Origin of the sequence: Halalkalicoccus subterraneus, from assembly GCF_003697815.1 — an archaeon.
GTDB classification, from domain to species: Archaea; Halobacteriota; Halobacteria; order Halobacteriales; family Halalkalicoccaceae; genus Halalkalicoccus; species Halalkalicoccus subterraneus.
In genome coordinates, this window is record NZ_RDQG01000006.1 from 121,792 (window position 1) to 142,104 (window position 20,313).

Consider the following 20,313-nt stretch of genomic DNA (forward strand, 5'->3'; position numbering starts at 1 on the left):
GTGCTTGGTGATGATCAGAAACGTGTGGATCGCTCGACCACGATCCAGCGTCAATGACGCTTTCTACGAACGACTCGTGTGCGTTGGGCTACTCGATCGACGAGGGGGCGACGACGTCGATCCCGTACTTGCCCTCAGTCACGGAGTCCCGCACGCCCTCCAGATCGGCGCTGATCGAGAGGGCGACCATCATGTGGAGGCGGGCCTTCCATGCGTTGAGGTCCTCCATGATGACGATCGGACTCTCCTCGTCGATGAGTCGGAGCGGTCCGTCGTGAACGCGTGTGGAGCGGGCGACCGGAATGCCGGCTTCAAGTGCTTCCTGACTCGCCTCGGTGATCGACGGTGAGGTCCCACCCCACCAGCCCGTCGCTTGGACGAGGATACCGTCGACGTCGTACTTACCCGCGCTCGCTTGTTCGATCAGATAGGCGTCGGCCCCGGCGCCGGTGGTGACGATCGGCACGACCATATCACAGGTCGCATCCAGATCGGCGTTCGCGAGGTTCGACGAGTAGCTCCCTGGTTCGCGGTACAAGACGAGCTGCTCGTCGGTGAAGACGGCGATCGGTCCTGCCGCGCCGGATTCGAACGTATCGACCTTCGTAGTGTGTGTTTTCGTCACGTCGCGTGCCGCATGGATCGTCTCGTTCAGGACGACGTAGACGCCGCTTGGTTCGTCTTTCAGGTGGAACTCCTCACGGGTGATCATTCGGGCCGCGGTCAGTAGGTTCGAGGGACCGTCGGCGCTCACGGCGTCTGCGGCGCGCATCGCTCCGACAAACGCGACGGGAATGTCGAGATCTAACACGAGATCGTTGAAGTAGGCGTCCTCCTCGATCGCGTCCGTGCCATGTGTGACGATCACGCCGGCCGCGCCGTCGGCTTCGGCCCGCTTGGCCGCTTTGGCCACGCCGACGTAGTCCTCTACGAGCAGACTCGAGCTCCCTTTCTGGGCGACGCGGTCGACCTCGATATCAATGAAGTAATCCAGGACCGGCACGGCCTCAACGATCGCGTCAGCCTCCTCGGAGACGGAGTAGCCCGAGCCTTCGGCCGCCTCTTCCGTGCTTGCGATCGTCCCGCCGGTCGTGACGAGCCTGACCAGTGGTCGGTCGCTTTTATCGGGTAGTTCGACGTCGGCGAGTAGCTCCTCTGTGGAGTCGGCGGCGGCCGTACCGGCCATCAGCCCTGCACTTCCGGCGGCGCCAGTGAGCTTGAGGAACGATCTCCTATTTGGCATAAAACTTCCAGATTCGCTAGTATCTGTTTTACTTTTTGTCTGAGTACGTTTTTTCATTCGGCAGATCGAGACAAACAGGGTGTTAGAATAAAACCTCGGTATGGGGCAAAACTGGGGAGTGGGGGTTGGTGTGGGGATTGTTCAACACCCAGGTCCGTCATTGGAGTTCAGACCGTGTTCTCGTCGCTTTTCTCTGGTCTCGGTTGAGTAAGAGGACGTTCTCTAAGCGGGTTGTCTACGGTATATCACCTATCTGGTAGAGTCTTGCTCGCGTACTCTCTGACTATCTCTACGGGGATGTAGCCCGCCGTGACGTTCAATGAGAGGAAAATAATGAATCCGAGTGGCGGGAAGACAAGCAGGGAGACTAACGGCGAGAGGTTAACGAGCGAGACGATCGCGATGAATACGGCGAAGAACGCGATCTGCACTCCAATCAGTTTGACCGCCCAGCTGAGGGGGACGACTTCGAGTGGGGAACGCCTCCATAGGAGGACGTTCCCGACGAAGATCGCGACATACGAGACACCCGTTCCGATCCCCGCCCCTATGATACCATACTCAGGGATCAAAAGGAGATTCAAGACGAGATTGACTACCAGCCCGAGCACGGTGATAAATTCCGATTCGCGAACCCAACCTGTTGCGTGTAACACTGGTGTGACCACCCGTGTTGTCCCCAAAAAGAACGTCCCGACGAGGAGGATCTGCAGCGTGGTTGATGACTCTACGTAGTTGGGCCCGAAGTAGACGCTGAGGAACGGTTCCGCGAGGGCGAACAAACCGATTCCAAACAGCGATAGTGACAGGACAGCGTATTTAACACCTTCCTGTAGATTTCTGTTGATCGTGTCCGTCCTATCGTTTGACCACAGATGTGCCGTATGCTGTAAGAACGCTGCCTGGATTACTGATGGAACGAACCAGATCATCTCTGCAGGAACGATCGCGCTCTGATAAAGTGCGGCCGCGTTCTGTCCATTGAAGAACTCGACGAGGAGGATATCGGTTCTATACAACAGTAGTGCGCTCACACCGCCGATAAGCTGGTAGCCGCCGAACGAGACAATCTCGCGCCCATATTTGGAAACGTCGTCTCTCGATGGAAGATTGAACGGGATCCTACTGCTCAGTACAACTAAACCGATTACACTGAGAAGGACGAATGAGAGCGTATAGCCCACGAATACACCGACAACCCCGTATCCGACGTACGCGAGTAGTAGTGCAGCTGCGCTGTAAATCAACTGACGGCTGATATTTAGTATCTCGGCGATCGATTCGCGCTGCACACCGTAGAACGCGGATCTGACGACAGCATACACGTTTCCAAAGAACACGACAATAATGATGGCCCAAATGTAAGGGACATACGTTGAGGGAACGATTCCCAATTCGGCCGAGAGGGATATTGCGGCAATCGTCAGCGCCGCGTAGACGACGCTGATCAGTAACGATACAGAGACGACCTTTGATACCCGCTGTCGGTCGTCTTTCCCATCACCAACTACCTTTCTGGTTGCATCGAAGAGCCCGCCTTTCGCGATAAGCGTGACAATGCTGAACCCTGCCATTATCGTCGCAAATAACCCGTACTGTGACTGTGAGATAATTCGTACGAGAATTGGTGTAAAGAGAATTCCGACGAGTAGCGTCAGAACACGTCCCGAAAGGATAGAAGCGATCGACCGCAGTAACGATGGCATAATGTGATGGTTGTCGCCCTGCCCGAAACTTAGTTCAAATGATTTGGTGTTAATTATATATTGAATCGGTGATCTAAACACTGAATCACTCTGCAGCCTCGAATAGCAGATCGAAGTTCTCTCTCGCAGCTGTCCGAAGCCGGTCAACGCCCGATGGTGAGACGAACTCGATCTTAATGTCTTTATGTGGCTTGTAGTACGGTAGATCGAGACGCTCTGCGACCTCTTCGACTTTCGGCTCATATGCTAACGGCAGGATGGGCTTCCTACAAATCGACGCGAAGACAAGCGAGTGGTATCGTGTGGCGACCATTCGTTCGACGTTTGAAACCCGCTTAAGCGTCTTCTCGACGGAGAACGTATACGGCCAGATCGGGATATCAAGGTATTTCTGTGCGAACTTCTCGTCTTTCGGCGTGAACGGGATGAATACTGGATTATCAACAAATTTGCATATTCGTTTTATATTCTCGATATACCGCTCGGTCGCGTTCTCTAAATCGGTGTAGCCAAAGTGGTCTCTCAGTGCACTTTCCGACATATCCTCTTTTTCTCCGAAGTATGGTCGGAAGTTTATCCCTGTTCGATCTGAGGTCGGCTCTTGGGGATCATCGTAGAGCCAAACAGGACATGCTGTGACAGTGACGTCCGTGTCACAGACGGCTTCGATGTTCGATTTCGACCATTCGTCACGAACCGTGATTAGGTCCAATTCCGGGAGTACGCGCGACGCCAGATCGCGCCCCTCCGGTGACTGGAAGCCGGGGACACCGACACCGATGGCGAACGCCTTTTTACCGCCAGTTGCGTACGCCAGACGCGTTTTGAGATGCTCCGTGCCGTACCAGTCGTGCAGGACACCGCCGCCACCGAGGACCCTATTCGGCGCATTACTGCTCTCTGTCGTGTGGTTAAACATCTCGACGCTTCTCCCTCTTGCCTGTATCTCTTCATAGAAGCGTTCTCCCAGAGCTTTATCTCCGATGTTACCCGTCCCATAACTGCCCTGTATACCGAAGTCATGCGATCTTCGCAGCCGAATTTGCGTGCTGATTTCGTCCATCGCTTCGGCGGGATTCCTTAATCCGTACGATAAGTCACTAATTGAATACATGATGTATGTGATTTCTCTACTTCACTTGATTGTTTGGCTTCGCGAGACCGCTGTCCACGTAGCTGCGCCGACCTTGGATCGCAAAAAACGAACTCTTCGTTCAGAGCCCATCAACGCGTGATTATCTCCTTGAACACTCGCTCTAGCTTGTCGACCGCCTTTTCTGGGGTGAGGTTTTCTCTGACGTGTTCCCTACCTGCTGTTGCAAGCTCGTCGCGGTACTCAGTGTCTTTGAGCAACGTTTTAACCGCGTCAGCCGTTGCACCCGGATCTCTCGGCGGTGTCAGCAGCCCAGTCTCCCCATCGGTGATGAGTTCTGGAACAGCCGAAACGGTCGTTGAGACACAAGCCGTGTTCATCGTCATAGCCTCTTTGAGGACAACTGGTGCAGCGTCACGGTCACCGTTTTCGGCTATTATGCAGGGCAGTAGGAAAATCGCGGCCTCGTCATATTCTTTCGATAGTTGGTCGTCAGATATTTGCTGTAGGATTTCGATATTTTTTTCTATACCGTATTCCCGTATCAGGCTGCGAATTTTCGGCTCTATATTCCCCTCTCCGACGATATGGTATTCTACGTCGGGATACTCCTCTACTACCTTCGCTATGGCTTCGATTGAGTATGAATACCCTTTCTTTTCGGCGAACCGTCCAACGGTCAATACCCTATTTGGGACAGTCCCCCCCGTTGGCTCCCTGTTTCCAAGCTGTGAAACCGCTGGAACGACGTTGATAGACGTGTCTGGTAGGTAGTGTTCTTCGATGTATCGTTTGTTATACTCAGTAGGCGAGATGATATGATTAACGCTGTTAAACAGTATCTCTAGGGCGTCGTAGTCCGGATCGGCGAACAGCCCGAATGCATGGGGTACGACCGAAATCGGGATCTCGTGCTTTCGAGCGACGTAGACAAGAGGGAGCCGACGTACGTTCGTAAAGTGGGCGTGGATGAGATCAGGGTGGAATTCTAACTTGGTGAGAAAATTCTCGAACTCTGATAGTAGATGTGCGTTGAAGAACTTACTTGGCACGTTCAGTGAACTCTCTCCAAATCGGTAAAATGACGGGTTTGAAAAGCTCTGGAGCACGTTTTTTGCACACTGATATGTCAGTTGAGGGGGTCCCGCGTGGTACACCGGAAGATTGAGATTATCGATTTCCTTGTGGGTAGTCTCTTCCATCGGGTCTGTATGTGCAAAAACTACAACGTTGTGGCCGCGCGATTTGAGTTCGTAGATTTCGTTTAGAATGAATGACTCTGACAGCTTCGGGAACCTGAACGCGGAGTATACGATGTTCATAGATGTTTGCACTTACTTATCCTCAATATTCTATGCATATCTGTTCATCTCGCTTTTGTGTATAAATCCATACCTGTGGCAATCTATATGAAATTGTACTTTATAGATCAGGTTTCTCCCTCTTTCTCCAGCGATAAGAGTCGCTGTAAGTGGGAAGATATCCACTATTTTCCACTCTGGGCTGTTTTTTTCCTCGTTAATAACTACCGATACTGCCTGCTGTGTTTTTCCTTGTTCTATCCTTTCACACGCTTTCGATCGGTATATTATCGCTAGTCGTCTCTCACTAAATTTCTTGATGTAATCTTCTCCGAAATAGTCGATCATGTCCTCCCCGTGCTCGTTGAGAAACATCTGTAGACCATCAAACCTCCCACAATAGTCATCCCCAATCTGATCATGCCTTCCGGTATTTTTAATCACCAGTCGCTCATCAACGTACGCGACGACTGAATCTTTTGCCATCCTGACCAGCATATCGTACTCTTGAAAGCTCGGGAAATTGGGGTTAAATCCTCCTGATTCCTCAATACAGCTCTGTTTAATCAAGAGTTGAGATGTCATAATGTTCATCCAGCCTGATAATAGATCCTTGTGGATGTCTCCCTCCCGGAGATCGTGGGGCTTTAATAGCAACTGAGATGAGGAACTCAATCCCTTGAGATAATCACAGTAGACAATGTCTATGTCCTTGTCCGATGCCTCTATTTTGTTTACCTGTTTTTCGATCTTATCAAGACGCCATTCATCATCGGAGTCGAGAAATGCGATATAATCACCTTCTGCGTGCTCTATACCCGTATTCCTTGCTACACTGCCTCCTTTATTATTTTCATGCCGTATATATATTATATTTTTGCAGTCAAAAGAATTCACGACTTCTTTTATATCTTCTTCAGATCCATCATCGACAATTATTATCTCTATGTTCTTATATGTCTGACTATTAACGCTATCTATCGCATTTGATAATAAACATCTTCTATTATATGTAGGTATTATTACACTTACGGGGCCCGACATATTTTATTAAGTCATATTTTGATGGTGTTATAAATGTTGTTTTCTCCCAGCGTTTTGGACTTCGTGAAACTAGTCATCCGATATAGCCAGTCGTCTTTACTAACCAGTCAGAGACTGGTGATGGGACGCACTGTAGGAGTGGGATTACTTGTCCGGCTGTGATAGCCCCTGTTCGCAACGCGAGTGTAGAATAAACTATGAAACCAGCCGGGGGACGATTACAAGCGATAGTAATCCCGAACTAATAGTATACGATATCCCAAAAATGACGACTGTAGATATAGCAGCAGTAGTGATAACTCGGAGAAGACGAAGATCACTAAATGGATCGTAACCGATCCAACGGGCAATAACGCTGTGGAATGTGACCAGTGACTATAGCAATATTTGTTGCGACAGCCGCCACAGCCATTCCATATTGAGGAATGAGCAAGAGATTCAATGCGAGATTGATCACTGTAGCGGTCCCGGTTACAACGATGAGCGCTTGGAGTTTACTTTACCTTGTCCAATCACATAGATTGGTCTCGCAAGTGCGAACCCAAGGACACCGGGGAGGAGGAGCAAAAGTGGTGCCACCGCGTCGCCGAATTCTCCTCTGAAGTACAATTGCATGAACGGGATTGCAAGCGCTGTAATTCCGAAGAGTAACTTAAAATGTTATAACCTGTAGTTTTAATAGATTCCCGTGCCAGAATCGTTTATGCAACTTCTTACCGATTCAAGTGTCCCCTGTGCGACCCATATGTATGATAAACTTAGAACTGGGCAGGCCAAAAATTCAATCAAGGATTCATGTTCACCAGAATTAGCTTGGAAAACACGTCTCCCTAATTTCCCAGCGAAAGCACCCGAGTCTACACCGGTATTTGATTCTTCAGGAAACATATATTTTGGATGTCATGATGGCAACCTATATTCATTATCGCCATCTGGTGATGTTAGATGGAGTTTTATGACTAATAAGAAAATCTTCGGAGGGCCATTAATTACAGATTCTAATAGTATAATAGTAGCTAGTGGAAATGGATATCTCCATTCAATCACTACAGATGGGACACATGAATGGGCATATGATATTTCAGAAGAATACAGGTCAAAAAAGGAATGGGCTAAGTCGTTTTTTTCAATTCTGCCGGGATCTATAGACTACAGTAAACACTCTCTACGGCGAATATTATGTTGGTCTTCTCCTAATATTGACTCAGAAGGGAATCTCTATATTACTGGATTTGGTGAAGGGATTCATTCAGTAGACGCTGCTACGGGTGAACAAAACTGGAGTTATGATCTGGGAGTTCCTAGATTCCATACAGGAGGTGCTGCAATTGATAAATCAGATAATATATATGTGCCATCTCAGCGAGGAGTGCTATATTGTTTCGATACAGCTGGGAATGTGATTTGGAAATACAAAATTAAGAAATCACACGATACTTGGGCAGCTCCTTCGATTGATCTTCAGAACGGATATATTTACCAAACATCATCATTCTTATCCCAGAAAGGTCAAATATCTGCAATTAGTCAAAACGGAGAACTAATCTGGGAAACAACTATTGACGAAGGGATCCGTGGGACAGCATCAATCAGCCATCAGGATTATGTGGTTATATGTGGACTGAATGGTACAGTCTATTTTATAGGGAAAGAACAAGGAAGGATATATCGAAAAATAAATCTCAGTAACGCTCCTAGGGCAATGTGGACAAGTGCGAGTATAGATCGCTCAGGGAATATATTAATTGGGATAAAAGAATCATTTCACCAAGGATCACTCGTGTGTATCCAATCTAATGGTAGAATAAAATGGTCGGAGAACATTGGGAAAGCCTATGCAACCCCTATCATTGGCACCGAAGGAGAAATTTATATTGGATCTTGGAAAGGTGAGTTCTATTGCTATACAACATAAATTAGATTGTTATGATATAGCTGTAATAATTTTCGTAGCCCAAATTGAGAATGGATCAGGAATTTGGTCAAGAAACGGTAAGATTTCGTCGGCCGTAATTGCATTTGTCCAAAATGCGATTTTTGAATATACAATGAAACCGACAGGGGGGACAAGGATAAGTGAAATAATTCCAGAATCAATTGCGTAAGAAAGCCCAAAAATAACTGGTGCAGCAAGACTTGCGGTAATTCCAACACGAACAGATCGGAGGTCTTGAAATGGATTATAGCCAATTCGACGAGCTGCAAGATAATGAAGAAAAACCATCAATCCATATCCGATACTGGTTGCGATCGCTGCACCAGCCATTCCATATTGAGGAATAAGTAGTAGATTCAGAACAAGGTTAATTACTGCTGCAGTACCCGTTGCGGCGATTAATTGGCGGAATTTTCCATCACCTATCCCAATCGCGTAGATCGGCCGCGCGACTGCAAATCCGAGCACACCGGGGAGGAGCAACAGGAGAGGGGTTACCGCGTCGCCGAATTCTGCTCCGAAATATAATTGCATGAACGGGGTTGCAAGCGCCGCGATTCCGAGGAGCAACAACGTCGTGAAAACCAGCGTGTACCGAGTGGCTTTGCTCGCCATACTGGTAATTTCCTCGTGAGCCTCTCGTGACCACATCTCCGAGGACGAGTGAATGAAAACTATTTGCACTGCAGTCGGAACGAGCCACAGAAACTCCGCAATCACCAGCGCGGACTTGTACAGTCCGGTTTCGTGACTGCCAACCATCGGCTGGAGGAGCAGAAGATCGACATTGTACAGCGAGACAGTCAAGAGGACGAAGACAGTATTATAAACGTTAAAATTGAAGAGATCGCGTTTCGGAAACGCCGTAGGAACCGATCGAAAAACGGCCGTCAGATCGATGCGCGTCCGTAGTATCCATGTTGCCCCAACTGCACACACCAGATAGGCAAGTGCGGTTCCGGAGAGTACACCAGCAACGCCGAATCCGACGTATGCTAAACTCAGACCGAATGCACCGAGTAGGAACGTCTGTAGCATCGAGAGTGATTCGGAATACTGCTCGAAATGTAGTCCCATGAGGGTGTGTCGAGAGATGTAGAACAGTTGGTTGGCTACGAGCATCGCTGCGAGAAGAACGAAATAGAGCGAGAACCCATCACCGAACAGTTGTTTGACTGGTCCTAACATGCCGAAGAGGATCAAACAGAGTCCGCCGAGAGCGGCAAACCCCAGTGCTAACTGGGTATAAAACGCGAAAACGTGTTCTTTCCATCCCTGTTGGTTTCTCTCCTCGGCGATGTACTTCCGGATTCCGGCTGAGATTCCCGCATGGGCGAACGTCGTGATGACAGCAAACATCGAAAGTAAAAACCCATAGTCGCCGTAGTCTGCGCTGCCGAGAATTCTGACGAGGAGTGGAGTAGTTACCACACCGATCAGGAGAACACCAACCTTCCCGCCCATCACGGAGAGAATCCCCGAAATGGTTCGGTTACTCATTGATTAAGTTATCGAACTCGATCACTTCTAGATCTTCCCCTCAAACGGTAGTACGAGTCGATGCAACCATTTTGCGCGGGAGATAAATCGATTCCCATCTCGATAGGTTGCATTGCCATCGTTACAGATTCGGTTCTTCTCAACGAATCGTGCATCACCAACGGAGAGCCCATTCGACGGAAATATCTGTGGCTCAGTTGTTTCTTTCATAATTCTTTTTAATTTTATGTATGAATTCCAAACCTTCATTTCGTAATTCGATTGTTCTTTTCGTAATCTGTTCATCATCCATCTGTTGTTCAAATGAATCAATCTTTTCTCCTATGTCTAGTATATCATCGTTTACAGCATCTATGTGTCTATTTAAAAGAGAAAAATCATTTAACAGCGAATGGGTTTTGCTTTCCATATTCGCATAGGCCTTATCTGTTTCAAGAGTAACAAATGGTGTTCTATGCTTGAGACTAAATATTATTGAGTGAAGACTACTTGTAACCACCATGTCGAAATGCTTGTACATCGTGTAATATTCGAATGGATCTACCTTTCCTCTGAGCTCTAGATCTGCATACTTAGAAGTTGTAGGCGCGATTATCTGATATCCTTTTCCTTTGTAATGATCACATATCTCTTTACCTAGCTTATTAGATGGACCGTGATAACCTAAGATTGGCTTTTCAAGATTAATATTATTCTTTAGTAAGATTGCTTTAGCGTCGCCCTCGGGAATGTCAACTAATAATGTCGGATCGGGAACTTTATACACATTTTTGAGCCCAAGATCTCCTAACAGTTCTTGCGTGTGTCTATCACGAACACTAATATAGTTATAGGCGGATAGATGCTCTCTCATTGTCTCTTGTTGAGACTGTGTTAGTGTCTCTAAATTCGTCTTATTTGCTGATGCAGCATATGCTACTTTCATTGCAGAAATTTGAGGATCCAGGAAGTACAGATTTGGAAAAGGGCGGGATGGACGAAGATATGACCTAATTTTACTATCATCTTTAGCTATCTTCCAGATCTCGTCGCTACCAGTGAATAATAATCCATATTTTTGTTTTTCTAGCCAACTCACAGCTTCCTCATGAGTATCCGTTGTAATTGTTTTCTTGCTCGTTGATAGAGATGATGATGAGAAATTGTTAACTATGCATCTATCCTTGATTTGATTGATAGTTTTCTGAGGGTGTTTTGGGAAGAATATCTTACTTATTCTACTTATTTCTTTAGATTTAGTACGATAATCGACTATCTCGACATCTTCCGAAAATATTTGGGAAAGTGACTTCTGTAGGCAATAGGATTGTAATATTGCTCCTCGATTTTCATTGTTATGAAACGTGAGGATTCCAATTTTTGGCATCGATAAATAAAATGTTATTGGTTGAAATAAATCTCCCGAAATTGAACTGCCTCAAAGAAAAATTAGTTCAGTTATATTATTGTGATTATCATTTCTATAATGACACTTACTGTTGTCGAAGCTAATAGTGAGCGAAAATTTGATACTGCCAGCTAGATAATTCTCCTATTATGAGATTCGTTACTATGGTGAATGAGGGATACATAGATCCTTTGTTAGCACTTATTGATAGTTTAAAATTAAATAGCGGGTTCAAGAAAGAGGATATCCATCTAATCATATTAGAACTATCCGAACTAAGCGATGAGAGTCGTTATTTAGTTGAAAGTCAAGGTATTAATATTGAATTCGTCGATTCTTCCTCGTTGGGAACGTTTGAATTCGACCAATCATTGTTGAATAATCCTTCTAAATTAACAAACCAGAAAAAATTCCTTATATATAAATTGCCATACTCGGAACGCCTTTGTTATCTTGACGCAGATATGATCTGTCTAAATGACATAACTGATATAGCTAATTTTGACAACTTATCAGCCGGTATTAATATTGGGCGAGAACCACCGGAAACCGTTTTTAATAGGCCTATGTTCAATTCTGGATTGTTTATATTTGAACCCTCAAACAAAACTTATGAAAAGATACAAGATTTTGCATTAGACTATAATGCTCAACTTGATTACGGCGATCAAAGATTACTTAATGAATTCTACTATGGCGATTCTGATATTAATGTTGACTTACTATCCTTTGAATGGAATGTTATAATAACTATGAAAAATCACCATCCAAAGATGTGGAACTTTGTAGTAGATAACGGGGTGAAGTTCCTCCACTACACATTATGCGAACCGTGGAAGGATACTAATTTTTATGATATAAAAGAAATAGCATCTAATTCAATAAAAAAATATAAATATAGAGATGAGATTAAGTTATGGAAAAAACATTATCAAAATGCGTTAGATTCCACATAAATCTGTTAGTACGCGTTGTTAGCACTATTATATGTGGTAAGTAGTTGTGGAACGACAACGTCTGGTGAATATGTTTCATATACGTATTCTTTGTTTTTCACACCAATCTGGCTTTTACAGGAGAAAACATCCTGAATCGTCTCAGCCAAGTCACGAGAATTCTCTGGTTCACAGAGATACTCCTCTTGAGGGATCACTTCTGCTGGCCCACCGATATTTGTCGCTACAACAGGAAGTCCGAACTGCATGGCCTCAAGAATCGTTCGTCCGAACGGCTCGGGCCAGATACCCGGATGTACAAATAGATCCGCACGGGCGTACAGCCGTTGAATATCATCGTGTGGAACCCTTCCAAGGAGGGTCACTTGATCAGCGACACCGATCTTGTCGGACAGTTCACGCAGGCTTTCCTTGTTCTTCCCTCCTCCAGCGATAACAATCTGATTGTTTTCCGGAAGGTAGTTCGCAGCTCTAATTAGATACTTCACACCTTTAGTCTCGCGGAGTGACCCTACATACAGGATCGTGTTCTGGGTAGGTGCTATATCGATAATCGACTTCATGTCTGATGTATCGACATCGAACAAGTGGGGTTCGCACATGTTCGGGATCACCTCTATGTTTTGGTCCCCGAACATTTCACGTCGGTAGATCTCCGCGATGGTCGAACTGATCGCAACGAACGTGTCTATCTGTCGCATACGGTTCCGGAGAATGTGCCCTGTCGTCGCCTTCGAGATGATCTTATACCATTCGAGCACACTGCTAACAGGAATGTCGATATCGCGGTATGGGATGAATGCATACGAGTTTAGAGTCGCCACAGATGGAATATCCAGCTTGTTTGATAGATGACCGACAACTGGATGGAGCTGCATATTATAGGAGTGGATCAGATCTATCTCGTCTTCTGTGAGCTTCTCTCTGAGTTTGAAATATGAATAGAGGTTCACGACTTCGAACGAGACGATCAACGGCGATTTGTGCCGTCGTATCCGAGCGCCGTCCTGACGCGTCGGCCCATCTCCATCAAACGTGTAGACTACTACCTCGTCTATCTCGTCGGTGTCTGAGAGTATTTGAGCAAGTAGTTGGGCGCTGACTTCCCCGCCACCGCCGTTGTTCGGTGGATATCGAGGTGTTACAATCCCGACACGCATCACTGTCCACCCCCACCAGACGCATTCTCGGATTTGTATCTGATCACTGTGTCTCCATTCGCATAGATAACGCTATCAGTGGAGTTTGAATCCGGCAAGAGGAACACGTACGTATGGCCTCCAATACCCTGTCCAGTCGTGTCCCGTATCCCAGTATTTGCGGCTGTTTCCGTATACCCGTATCTGTAACCGGGCTGTACTTCTGAAGTATTTAGTGCCGCAGTCGTTCTTGATTGTGACTCGTACGGTACCTCCGTACTTGGTGCCATTGTGCGCAACATCGTTTCGGGATCTCCCTCGTACATATCGGTCCACTCTTCACCCGCGTTCAACTGGTTTGTGTCATGAAGACGATTGTGCGGAACCTCATCACTAACTATCGATAGATGCGCACTTGCAACCGGCGAGGCCAGAGACATAACGGCGAAGACACAGACTATAGCGCCAATCACCTTTGGAGAGGTAAACGGGATATCCGAATGAAGGAGATACATCAGGCTTACGCCGGCGAATACGTTCAAACCGAAAATACCCAAGAGTGCGTAAAACCGCTGTGGCTGTGTGTCTCCGGCGTTGAAAACGAGGCTTATAACCATAAATATCGCTATGAATCCCATCCAGAAGATAGTGAGATCGAACTCCCAGTTGGACTGCCGAATCGCGATTGCCGCCCCTAATACTCCCAGTCCGAACAACATCGCTTGCCCGGATGTTGCTGCCAAGAGCATCTCCAACGGGAGTTCAGAGTACCGTCCTGCTCCTCCTGTCCCTCCACCAGCCCCGGATTCAGATCCCACAAGAAATATCGACGCTATTAGACCTGCAACCCGTCCAGTTAGATCGCCGCTGTGAATGGGATTTCCGAAGATTCCCAGACTATACGCGGCAACGAACACCACTGTCGGCCCGGTATGAAACGTTGGGCGGCTCTCTTGGTAGATATACTGCGTAAGAATCACGAATATCGTGATCGCGATGACGAAAAGAAGGGCAGCACCAGCGCTGAACTGGTGTCCGAATATCAGTGCAGGACCGATGACAATCCCAATGATCGCCCATAGACGTCGTCGCTGGGGTGACACCGTCGTATACAGAAGTATACAAACCATCCCTAACAGCAGCGTGAGTGCGTAAAAGAAGCTGAGTTTGCTTGGGTGAAACCCCCGTCCTAGCGTCCAGCTCATACATCCGAAGAACAGTGCAGCGTAGAGTACGACCTGACTCGACATTGATGGGAACGCCATGTCTAAGACGGAGATAACGAGGATCGTACCGGTGAGAAGCAGTACTGTCAGTAAGAAATACCCCATTCGGGGTGACAGACCAGTAACCAGTATCGATTCGGTTGCATAGACTAAGTGTCCGAGATAGATGGTTAAACCATCAATCACGCCGTCGTTCAGTGCATCCCGAATCGCTGGAAGATAGGTTGATCGTGTGTCTGCTTGATTCATCCCCGCAGGGAACGCTAGCTGGACGCTCCAGTACATGAAAAACAAGAGCACAAGGATTTGTGGAACAACCCGCTGTTTTCGCGCACCAGTCGCGATTTCATAGGCGATATATCCCGCAAAGCCTCCGAAAATCACATAGTGTGCTAACGGCCGTTCGTAGAGTACGATTCGATATATGAGAAATGTAGAAAAAACGTATAGACCTGTAATAATCCCTGAGATTCGGTAATTCGGTGGGGACAGCTCTGCGTCTGTAGTTCCCGGATGCAGGATGTGCAGAATGAGGATCGCAAGCAGTCCACCCACTGCTGCTCCGAGAATGGGACCGAGCAGTGATCTGTATTCTATCGTGATAAACAGATAAAGCAAAGCCAGCCCTAAGATGGCAACTGGTAATGATGCGTAGTGTCGAACGCTCTTCTCAATTTTCGTCAGTGTGCCATTCATAACGTGTGTCTCATGAAACCAGACTCATTATATCAATAGTACAAAGTATTATACTTCGCATCAATTACTCTCTCTGTTTATACGATATTTAGGCTATCTTCATATAACTCTTCCACATCCTCTACAACTGTCTCCCAAGAGGTGTTGACAGCCTTCGTGCGAGCCTTTTGTGCCATTCTGGCTCGTTTCTCCGTACTCGTCGCCAGTGAACGAATCGCTTCTGTGAACTGTTCAACGCTCCTCTCTACTTTGTACCCCGTTTCTCCATCGTCAATGACAGTCGGGATCCCTCCTTGATCCGTTCCAATGACAGGCGTTCCACAGGCCATGGCTTCGAGCAGAACCAGTCCAAACCCTTCGTATCGAGACGGAAGTACGAACACGTCTGCCGACGAGTACAGACTCGGTAGTTCGTCATCGGGAACGTAGCCGAGGAACTGAATTTGCCCTTCGATTCCTAGCTCCTGTGCGAGATCACGCAGATGGTCCTCGTGACGCCCTGTTCCTGCGATCAGCAGCTCGATTGTCGAATCGTCCACCTGCGCTACGGCCTGAAGTGCCAGATCGAGCCCTTTCCGGGCTCCCAACCGGCCCACATAGAGCAGTGTCGTCCGCTCCGGATGTACGTCTGGATGCGCTTTCTCGCGTGGGTAGAATCGATCAACGTCGACGCCATGTGGAACCATTTGGACGTGGTCGGCGTCGAACCGGTATCGTTTCACTAACTCGTCTGCCGCATGGTCGCTGATAGCGACGATTTCGTCTGCCCCACGGCCGGCAACGAAGTCCATCACGACGTTCATCGGATGAAAGAAGTATTTCAGCAGGTAGTCCGCAGGTGTTTCCAGTGCAACCGACTTCGTCTCTCCGATAGAGGTCCCGTGACTCGTCAAAACGACAGGTGTCTCAATATCGTTCAGCGGCGTTACCGCGATCGTTGAGGCAGGCATGAGCGTCCCGTGGACGATATCGTACTGGTCGAAGTCGATCTGTCGTCGCGCCTGAAAGCTGAACCAAAGCGTCTCGAACGTGACGAGCTTTTTCCGAGCCTTGGCGATCCGGTAGACGGTGACATTCTCATGGAGGTCGACGGTGTCGTTTATACTCTCGATCCATTGGGTGTATACATCGACCCGGTGACCGCGCTCTGCAAGTCCATTTGCCAGTTCGTAGGCGTACGTCTCGGCACCGCCAACACCGGGTGGAAACTGCTTTGAAATGAGACAGACGTTCAGCGTGTCGTCGCTCATTCCTTGTACCCGAGTGCTTCGAGTCGACGATCGATCTCCTCGTCTACCTCGTCGTCGTCCGTCGTCTCCTCCCCGCTTTCCGTTTCAATGCGTGTCTGGATGTGCGATTCAAGGCGTTCACGAAGCATTCGGGACGTACAGTCAGTAAATTCAAGCGCGTCGGTATCCCGATTTCGCTCGCAGAAACACGCCCCCTCCTGTGATCGTAGCGCGTACCGCCGGAGGTGGGCGTGTTCGTTCTCACCACGAGCCTGTTGGTAGACAGTTCGATCCTCGTCGGCAATATCGATCAGCGACGAACCCTCACGGGCCTGCTCGATACCGGCTGCTGACTCGATCGTCGCGACGATATCCACCGTGCTCGTCGGTGTCGTTATCTCTTGGTTGGCACCACCAGGGGGGCGGACCAAAAGCGGGACGTGGGTGATCTCGTCGTGGAGATATCGCGGGTGTTCGTAGTAGTCGTGTTCGCCAAAGGCATCGCCGTGATCCGCCGTGAATACGAGTAGCGATCGCTCGAGGAGGTCTCTGTTCCGAAGCTCTTCGAGAAGCCAGCCGATTTGGGCGTCGTTATAGCGGATCTCTGCGTCGTAGAGATCGATCAATAAATCCTGTTCGTCGCCGGTGATTGAATTTGGGTTTTTGATCGCTCGCCGGTACAGGTTTTGGGCCTCCCGACCGCTCAGCTCTTCGTCGGTGTACAGTGTCGCGTACTTGCTTGGGGGCTCATAGGGACCGTGGGTATCCATATAGTGTGCCCAGAGGAAAAACGGCTCGTCGTCCAGCGAATCGAGCCACGAGAGTGCTCGCCCGTTGATCTCTGGGGCACGCGCATAGTGGCGGTTTCGAAGCTTATCGAGGGCGCGCTGGGCGAGCGCGATGAGTTTGTGCTGTCCTAAATGGAGATCGTCGTCGAACTCGTCGAATCCGTCGTCGAACCCGTATGCCCGTGAGACGAACGGGTTCGAATGGAATCCGCCGGTCGCAACCCCTTCCTGAGAGAGCGTCGAGGCAACCGTCTCAGTCGCGAGGCGGTAGTTCGAATCGATCGCCACATCAGGCAGTTCTCCGGTCAATAGTGCAGGTACTGCCTCGCGTGTGTGTGAACTCGCACTATATGTGTTCGTGAATCGGATCGATTCTTGCGCGAGCTCGTCGAGAATCGGCGATGTATCTCGCTGATAGCCGTAACACGAGAGGTGATCCGCTCGCAACGCATCCGCCGAGAGGAGGATTACGTTCTCCCAGTCAGTCATTACTCATAGCCAGTCAGCGAAGTATGATATAGTTTTGTTCTCTCCGTGCTATGGCTATATATGTAAACATATCTACTGAAAATATTGCACCGGTATAGCTCACTCCCGTTCAGATCGGAATATTATTACAGAGACCCCTCAATCGAACCATACAATGCGAATCGCTTTTCTTACGAACGTCGTTTACCCCTTCGTTACTGGTGGTGCAGAAAAACGGATCCATGAGATCGGTTCTCGGCTCGCGTCTGATGGTCACGAGATAACCGTCTACGGACGGCATTTCTGGGACGGTCCTGAGGTAATTTCCCACGAGGGTATGACTCTTCGAGCCGTCGCACCAAGTGCAGAGCTCTACACCGATGATCGGCGATCGATCCCGGAAGCAATCGATTTCGCTGCGCGGGCAGTCAGGCCGCTTCGTCACCAGCTTGCCCGTCATCGACACGACCTCATCGACGTCTCTGCGTTTCCGTATTTTCCGATCTTCTCAGCTAGTCTTGCACGTATCGGCACCGACACACCGGTGGTGACGACGTGGCACGAGATTTGGCTGGACTACTGGGAGGAGTATCTCGGTATGCTCGCCCCGTTCGGAAAGGCGGTTGAGCGCGTTACTGCTCGTATGCCCCAACACCCGGTCGCAGTTTCAGGAATTACGGCCGATCGGCTCGCCGAAATCGGCCCTGCTCGTGAATCGATCGATGTCGTCCCCAACGGAATCGATATCGACCAGATTCAACACGCATCCCTTCCCCAAGAGCAGGCCTCGTTTGACGTCCTGTTCGCAGGACGTCTCATCGACGATAAGAACGTCTCGTTGCTTTTAGATGCATTCGACAAGGTCGCTGACGCGCACGATGCGACACTCGGCATTATTGGTGAGGGGCCAGAGCTGGATCGACTCGAAGCGCAAGCCGAACGGTTAGCACACTCTAATCGTATTACCTTCCTGGGCTTCCTCGAGGAGTACGAAGAGGTCCTCGGACAGATGCGTGCTGCGAAGGTGTTTGCCTCCCCATCGACCCGGGAGGGCTTCGGAATCACATTTGCCGAAGCAATGGCCGCCGACTGTACTGTCATTGCGGCCGATCACCCCGAGTCCGCTGCCAGTGAGGTAATCGGCGACGCGGGTTACGTCGTCGAGCCGACTGCCGAGGCAATCGCCAGTGCGCTCGAACGTGCACTTTCGGGCGAACGTCCGCCCATCGAGCCGACCGAGCGCGCAAAACAGTATGACTGGGATCGGGTCGCAGAACAAGCCGAAACGGTCTATCGACGGGCGATAGAGACGAATAGATAAGAGGACATTACGGCCACTTGTATTTATCTAGGAGTACAGTTGTTCTCCTAAACCACGACGGTTATAATATAGTTGAATATCTACTCGACCTATGAGACCTGATCCTCGTGACGGCCTCGCAGCATACACATACCTTTGGCGCGTACTGACATCGCGTATTCCCTATGGGAAGTCTGTTTTCAGCGAGAAGTGGGATCTACTCGTTATTCTCGATGCGTGCCGTGTCGACGCCCTTCAAGAAGTCAAAGACGAGTATTCGTTCATCAGCTCGGTAGACTCGATCCGATCCCGAGGAAGCACATCGAAAGAATGGATCGACAACACGTTCACTACCACGTACCGCGACGTAATCGCCGACACTGCGTATATAACGTCAAACGGATTCACGCACCAGTTTGAGGATAATGATCCTGTTGATCCTCTCGATACATCTGAAATACATGGATCTATAATCGATAAAAACGATTTCTTTAGAAATATGATAAAAGAGAGGACAGTTTCTGGAGAGTTCGCGTACTTTGAACAGGTACCGGATGTAAAGGGAAAGCGGGATGCACCGGATGAGTTGGGGCGACCGATCCCCTCACCGGAAGTGCTGACGGACAGAGCGATCAGAGCCGGTCGGGAGGAGCAGCACGATCGTATGATTGTTCATTATATGCAACCTCACGCGCCGTATATCCACGCTGCAGTGGATCGTGGCCGGTTCCTTGAGCATGAGCAGTACCCGTTTGCGTACTTGAAGGACGACGGGGACCGATCAGTGGTATGGGAGTCCTATCTGGACAACCTACGCTTTGTACTCGATAGTGTCGAACGCTTATTGAACAACTACCAGGAAGGAATCGCCGTTATAACCGCCGATCACGGTGAACTGTTCGGTGAGTGGGGACTGTACTCACACAAATATGGTCTCCCGCATCCGAAGCTCCGTCGCGTCCCGTGGGTACATGCAACGACTGACGATCAAGGGGAGCCGCTTCCCTCCCCGGAGGCGGACGAATACGTGGCCGCTGAAGAGCAGATGTCGGTCGAAGACCGTTTGGAGGCGCTCGGTTATCGATAATCGGCGCTCGTAGCTCACAGGCGACTTTTAAGCTTAATACCCCGAACAGACCCGTTGGATACCCTCCTCGAAGTCGATCTCGGGCTCCCAACCCGTTTCTTCCTGAATCTTCGAATAGTCCGCACACGTGTCGTGGACGTACACGCTATCGGGAATCGGGTTCTCGACGTATTCGGGTTCGATCTCGGTTCCCAGCTCTTCGTTGATCATCTCG

The 20,313-nt window shown here is 48.9% G+C and carries 15 protein-coding genes and 1 pseudogene; 4 read left to right on the forward strand and 12 right to left on the reverse strand.

What is annotated here, in order from left to right:
- Nucleotides 1-88: 88 nt before the first annotated feature.
- From EAO80_RS01715 to EAO80_RS01735, 5 genes are all read right to left on the reverse strand, one after another.
- A complete protein-coding gene (locus EAO80_RS01715) occupies nt 89-1,243 on the reverse strand; it encodes an asparaginase domain-containing protein (RefSeq protein WP_122088213.1) in 1,155 nt (384 codons plus the stop codon).
- A 245-nt stretch (nt 1,244-1,488) separates the two neighbouring features.
- A complete protein-coding gene (locus EAO80_RS01720) occupies nt 1,489-2,949 on the reverse strand; it encodes an oligosaccharide flippase family protein (RefSeq protein ID WP_122088234.1) in 1,461 nt (486 codons plus the stop codon).
- Between the two features lie 85 nt (nt 2,950-3,034).
- Complete coding sequence (locus EAO80_RS01725; protein WP_122088214.1) at nt 3,035-4,012, reverse strand: polysaccharide pyruvyl transferase family protein; 978 nt, start codon at nt 4,010-4,012, stop codon at nt 3,035-3,037.
- Nucleotides 4,013-4,173: 161 nt separating this feature from the next.
- Nucleotides 4,174-5,364 carry a glycosyltransferase gene (locus EAO80_RS01730; protein ID WP_122088215.1) on the reverse strand — a complete coding sequence of 397 codons (1,191 nt, stop codon included), beginning with the start codon at nt 5,362-5,364 and terminating at the stop codon, nt 4,174-4,176.
- Nucleotides 5,365-5,394: 30 nt separating this feature from the next.
- The gene (locus EAO80_RS01735; protein WP_122088216.1) at nt 5,395-6,387 is read right to left on the reverse strand and encodes a glycosyltransferase family 2 protein; all 993 of its coding nucleotides are present in this window, start codon (nt 6,385-6,387) and stop codon (nt 5,395-5,397) included.
- 703 nt (nt 6,388-7,090) lie between these two features.
- Here EAO80_RS01735 and EAO80_RS01745 point away from each other — a divergent pair.
- Entirely contained in the window at nt 7,091-8,302 is a 1,212-nt protein-coding gene (locus EAO80_RS01745) for an outer membrane protein assembly factor BamB family protein (protein ID WP_122088217.1), read from the forward strand.
- A gap of 9 nt (nt 8,303-8,311) precedes the next feature.
- On the opposite strand, the gene EAO80_RS01750 is transcribed toward EAO80_RS01745, so the two are convergent.
- Both EAO80_RS01750 and EAO80_RS01755 read right to left on the reverse strand, forming a co-directional pair.
- Nucleotides 8,312-9,823 (reverse strand): lipopolysaccharide biosynthesis protein, encoded by a 1,512-nt coding sequence (locus tag EAO80_RS01750; RefSeq protein WP_122088218.1) that lies wholly within the window; start codon nt 9,821-9,823, stop codon nt 8,312-8,314.
- A 193-nt stretch (nt 9,824-10,016) separates the two neighbouring features.
- Nucleotides 10,017-11,189, reverse strand: a complete 1,173-nt coding sequence (locus EAO80_RS01755; protein WP_122088219.1) for a polysaccharide pyruvyl transferase family protein — start codon at nt 11,187-11,189, stop codon at nt 10,017-10,019.
- 185 nt (nt 11,190-11,374) lie between these two features.
- Here EAO80_RS01755 and EAO80_RS01760 point away from each other — a divergent pair, with 185 nt between their 5' ends.
- The gene (locus EAO80_RS01760) at nt 11,375-12,166 is read left to right on the forward strand and encodes a glycosyltransferase (protein ID WP_211330610.1); all 792 of its coding nucleotides are present in this window, start codon (nt 11,375-11,377) and stop codon (nt 12,164-12,166) included.
- Between the two features lie 5 nt (nt 12,167-12,171).
- Here EAO80_RS01760 and EAO80_RS01765 read toward each other — a convergent pair whose 3' ends face one another.
- The 4 genes from EAO80_RS01765 to EAO80_RS01780 form a co-directional block, all read right to left on the reverse strand.
- Nucleotides 12,172-13,326, reverse strand: coding sequence for a glycosyltransferase family 4 protein (locus EAO80_RS01765; RefSeq protein WP_122088221.1), 1,155 nt, complete (start codon nt 13,324-13,326; stop codon nt 12,172-12,174).
- Nucleotides 13,326-15,227 carry a hypothetical protein gene (locus tag EAO80_RS01770; RefSeq protein WP_162993830.1) on the reverse strand — a complete coding sequence of 634 codons (1,902 nt, stop codon included), beginning with the start codon at nt 15,225-15,227 and terminating at the stop codon, nt 13,326-13,328. The genes EAO80_RS01765 and EAO80_RS01770 overlap by 1 nt, the downstream gene beginning before the upstream one ends.
- A gap of 77 nt (nt 15,228-15,304) precedes the next feature.
- Nucleotides 15,305-16,477 carry a glycosyltransferase family 4 protein gene (locus EAO80_RS01775; protein WP_122088223.1) on the reverse strand — a complete coding sequence of 391 codons (1,173 nt, stop codon included), beginning with the start codon at nt 16,475-16,477 and terminating at the stop codon, nt 15,305-15,307.
- A complete protein-coding gene (locus EAO80_RS01780) occupies nt 16,474-17,733 on the reverse strand; it encodes a sulfatase (RefSeq protein ID WP_122088224.1) in 1,260 nt (419 codons plus the stop codon). The genes EAO80_RS01775 and EAO80_RS01780 overlap by 4 nt, the downstream gene beginning before the upstream one ends.
- Nucleotides 17,734-17,887: 154 nt before the next feature.
- Between EAO80_RS01780 and EAO80_RS01785 the strand changes: the two genes are divergently transcribed.
- Nucleotides 17,888-19,033 (forward strand): glycosyltransferase family 4 protein, encoded by a 1,146-nt coding sequence (locus tag EAO80_RS01785; RefSeq protein WP_122088225.1) that lies wholly within the window; start codon nt 17,888-17,890, stop codon nt 19,031-19,033.
- 91 nt (nt 19,034-19,124) lie between these two features.
- Nucleotides 19,125-20,099 carry an alkaline phosphatase family protein gene (locus EAO80_RS01790; RefSeq protein ID WP_122088226.1) on the forward strand — a complete coding sequence of 325 codons (975 nt, stop codon included), beginning with the start codon at nt 19,125-19,127 and terminating at the stop codon, nt 20,097-20,099.
- Nucleotides 20,100-20,132: 33 nt separating this feature from the next.
- Here the strand turns inward: EAO80_RS01790 and EAO80_RS01795 are convergent.
- Nucleotides 20,133-20,313 (reverse strand): annotated as a pseudogene (locus tag EAO80_RS01795) (NAD-dependent epimerase/dehydratase family protein); the annotation flags it as partial.

What these genes read in the sequence shown, in the direction of transcription:
- EAO80_RS01715 (WP_122088213.1), bottom strand. Translation starts at nt 1,243, where the DNA reads ATGCCAAATAGGAGATCGTTCCTCAAGCTCACTGGCGCCGCCGGAAGT.
- EAO80_RS01720 (WP_122088234.1), bottom strand. Translation starts at nt 2,949, where the DNA reads ATGCCATCGTTACTGCGGTCGATCGCTTCTATCCTTTCGGGACGTGTT.
- EAO80_RS01725 (WP_122088214.1), bottom strand. Translation starts at nt 4,012, where the DNA reads ATGGACGAAATCAGCACGCAAATTCGGCTGCGAAGATCGCATGACTTC.
- EAO80_RS01730 (WP_122088215.1), bottom strand. Translation starts at nt 5,364, where the DNA reads ATGAACATCGTATACTCCGCGTTCAGGTTCCCGAAGCTGTCAGAGTCA.
- EAO80_RS01735 (WP_122088216.1), bottom strand. Translation starts at nt 6,387, where the DNA reads ATGTCGGGCCCCGTAAGTGTAATAATACCTACATATAATAGAAGATGT.
- EAO80_RS01745 (WP_122088217.1), top strand. Translation starts at nt 7,091, where the DNA reads ATGCAACTTCTTACCGATTCAAGTGTCCCCTGTGCGACCCATATGTAT.
- EAO80_RS01750 (WP_122088218.1), bottom strand. Translation starts at nt 9,823, where the DNA reads ATGAGTAACCGAACCATTTCGGGGATTCTCTCCGTGATGGGCGGGAAG.
- EAO80_RS01755 (WP_122088219.1), bottom strand. Translation starts at nt 11,189, where the DNA reads ATGCCAAAAATTGGAATCCTCACGTTTCATAACAATGAAAATCGAGGA.
- EAO80_RS01760 (WP_211330610.1), top strand. Translation starts at nt 11,375, where the DNA reads ATGGTGAATGAGGGATACATAGATCCTTTGTTAGCACTTATTGATAGT.
- EAO80_RS01765 (WP_122088221.1), bottom strand. Translation starts at nt 13,326, where the DNA reads ATGCGTGTCGGGATTGTAACACCTCGATATCCACCGAACAACGGCGGT.
- EAO80_RS01770 (WP_162993830.1), bottom strand. Translation starts at nt 15,227, where the DNA reads ATGAATGGCACACTGACGAAAATTGAGAAGAGCGTTCGACACTACGCA.
- EAO80_RS01775 (WP_122088223.1), bottom strand. Translation starts at nt 16,477, where the DNA reads ATGAGCGACGACACGCTGAACGTCTGTCTCATTTCAAAGCAGTTTCCA.
- EAO80_RS01780 (WP_122088224.1), bottom strand. Translation starts at nt 17,733, where the DNA reads ATGACTGACTGGGAGAACGTAATCCTCCTCTCGGCGGATGCGTTGCGA.
- EAO80_RS01785 (WP_122088225.1), top strand. Translation starts at nt 17,888, where the DNA reads ATGCGAATCGCTTTTCTTACGAACGTCGTTTACCCCTTCGTTACTGGT.
- EAO80_RS01790 (WP_122088226.1), top strand. Translation starts at nt 19,125, where the DNA reads ATGAGACCTGATCCTCGTGACGGCCTCGCAGCATACACATACCTTTGG.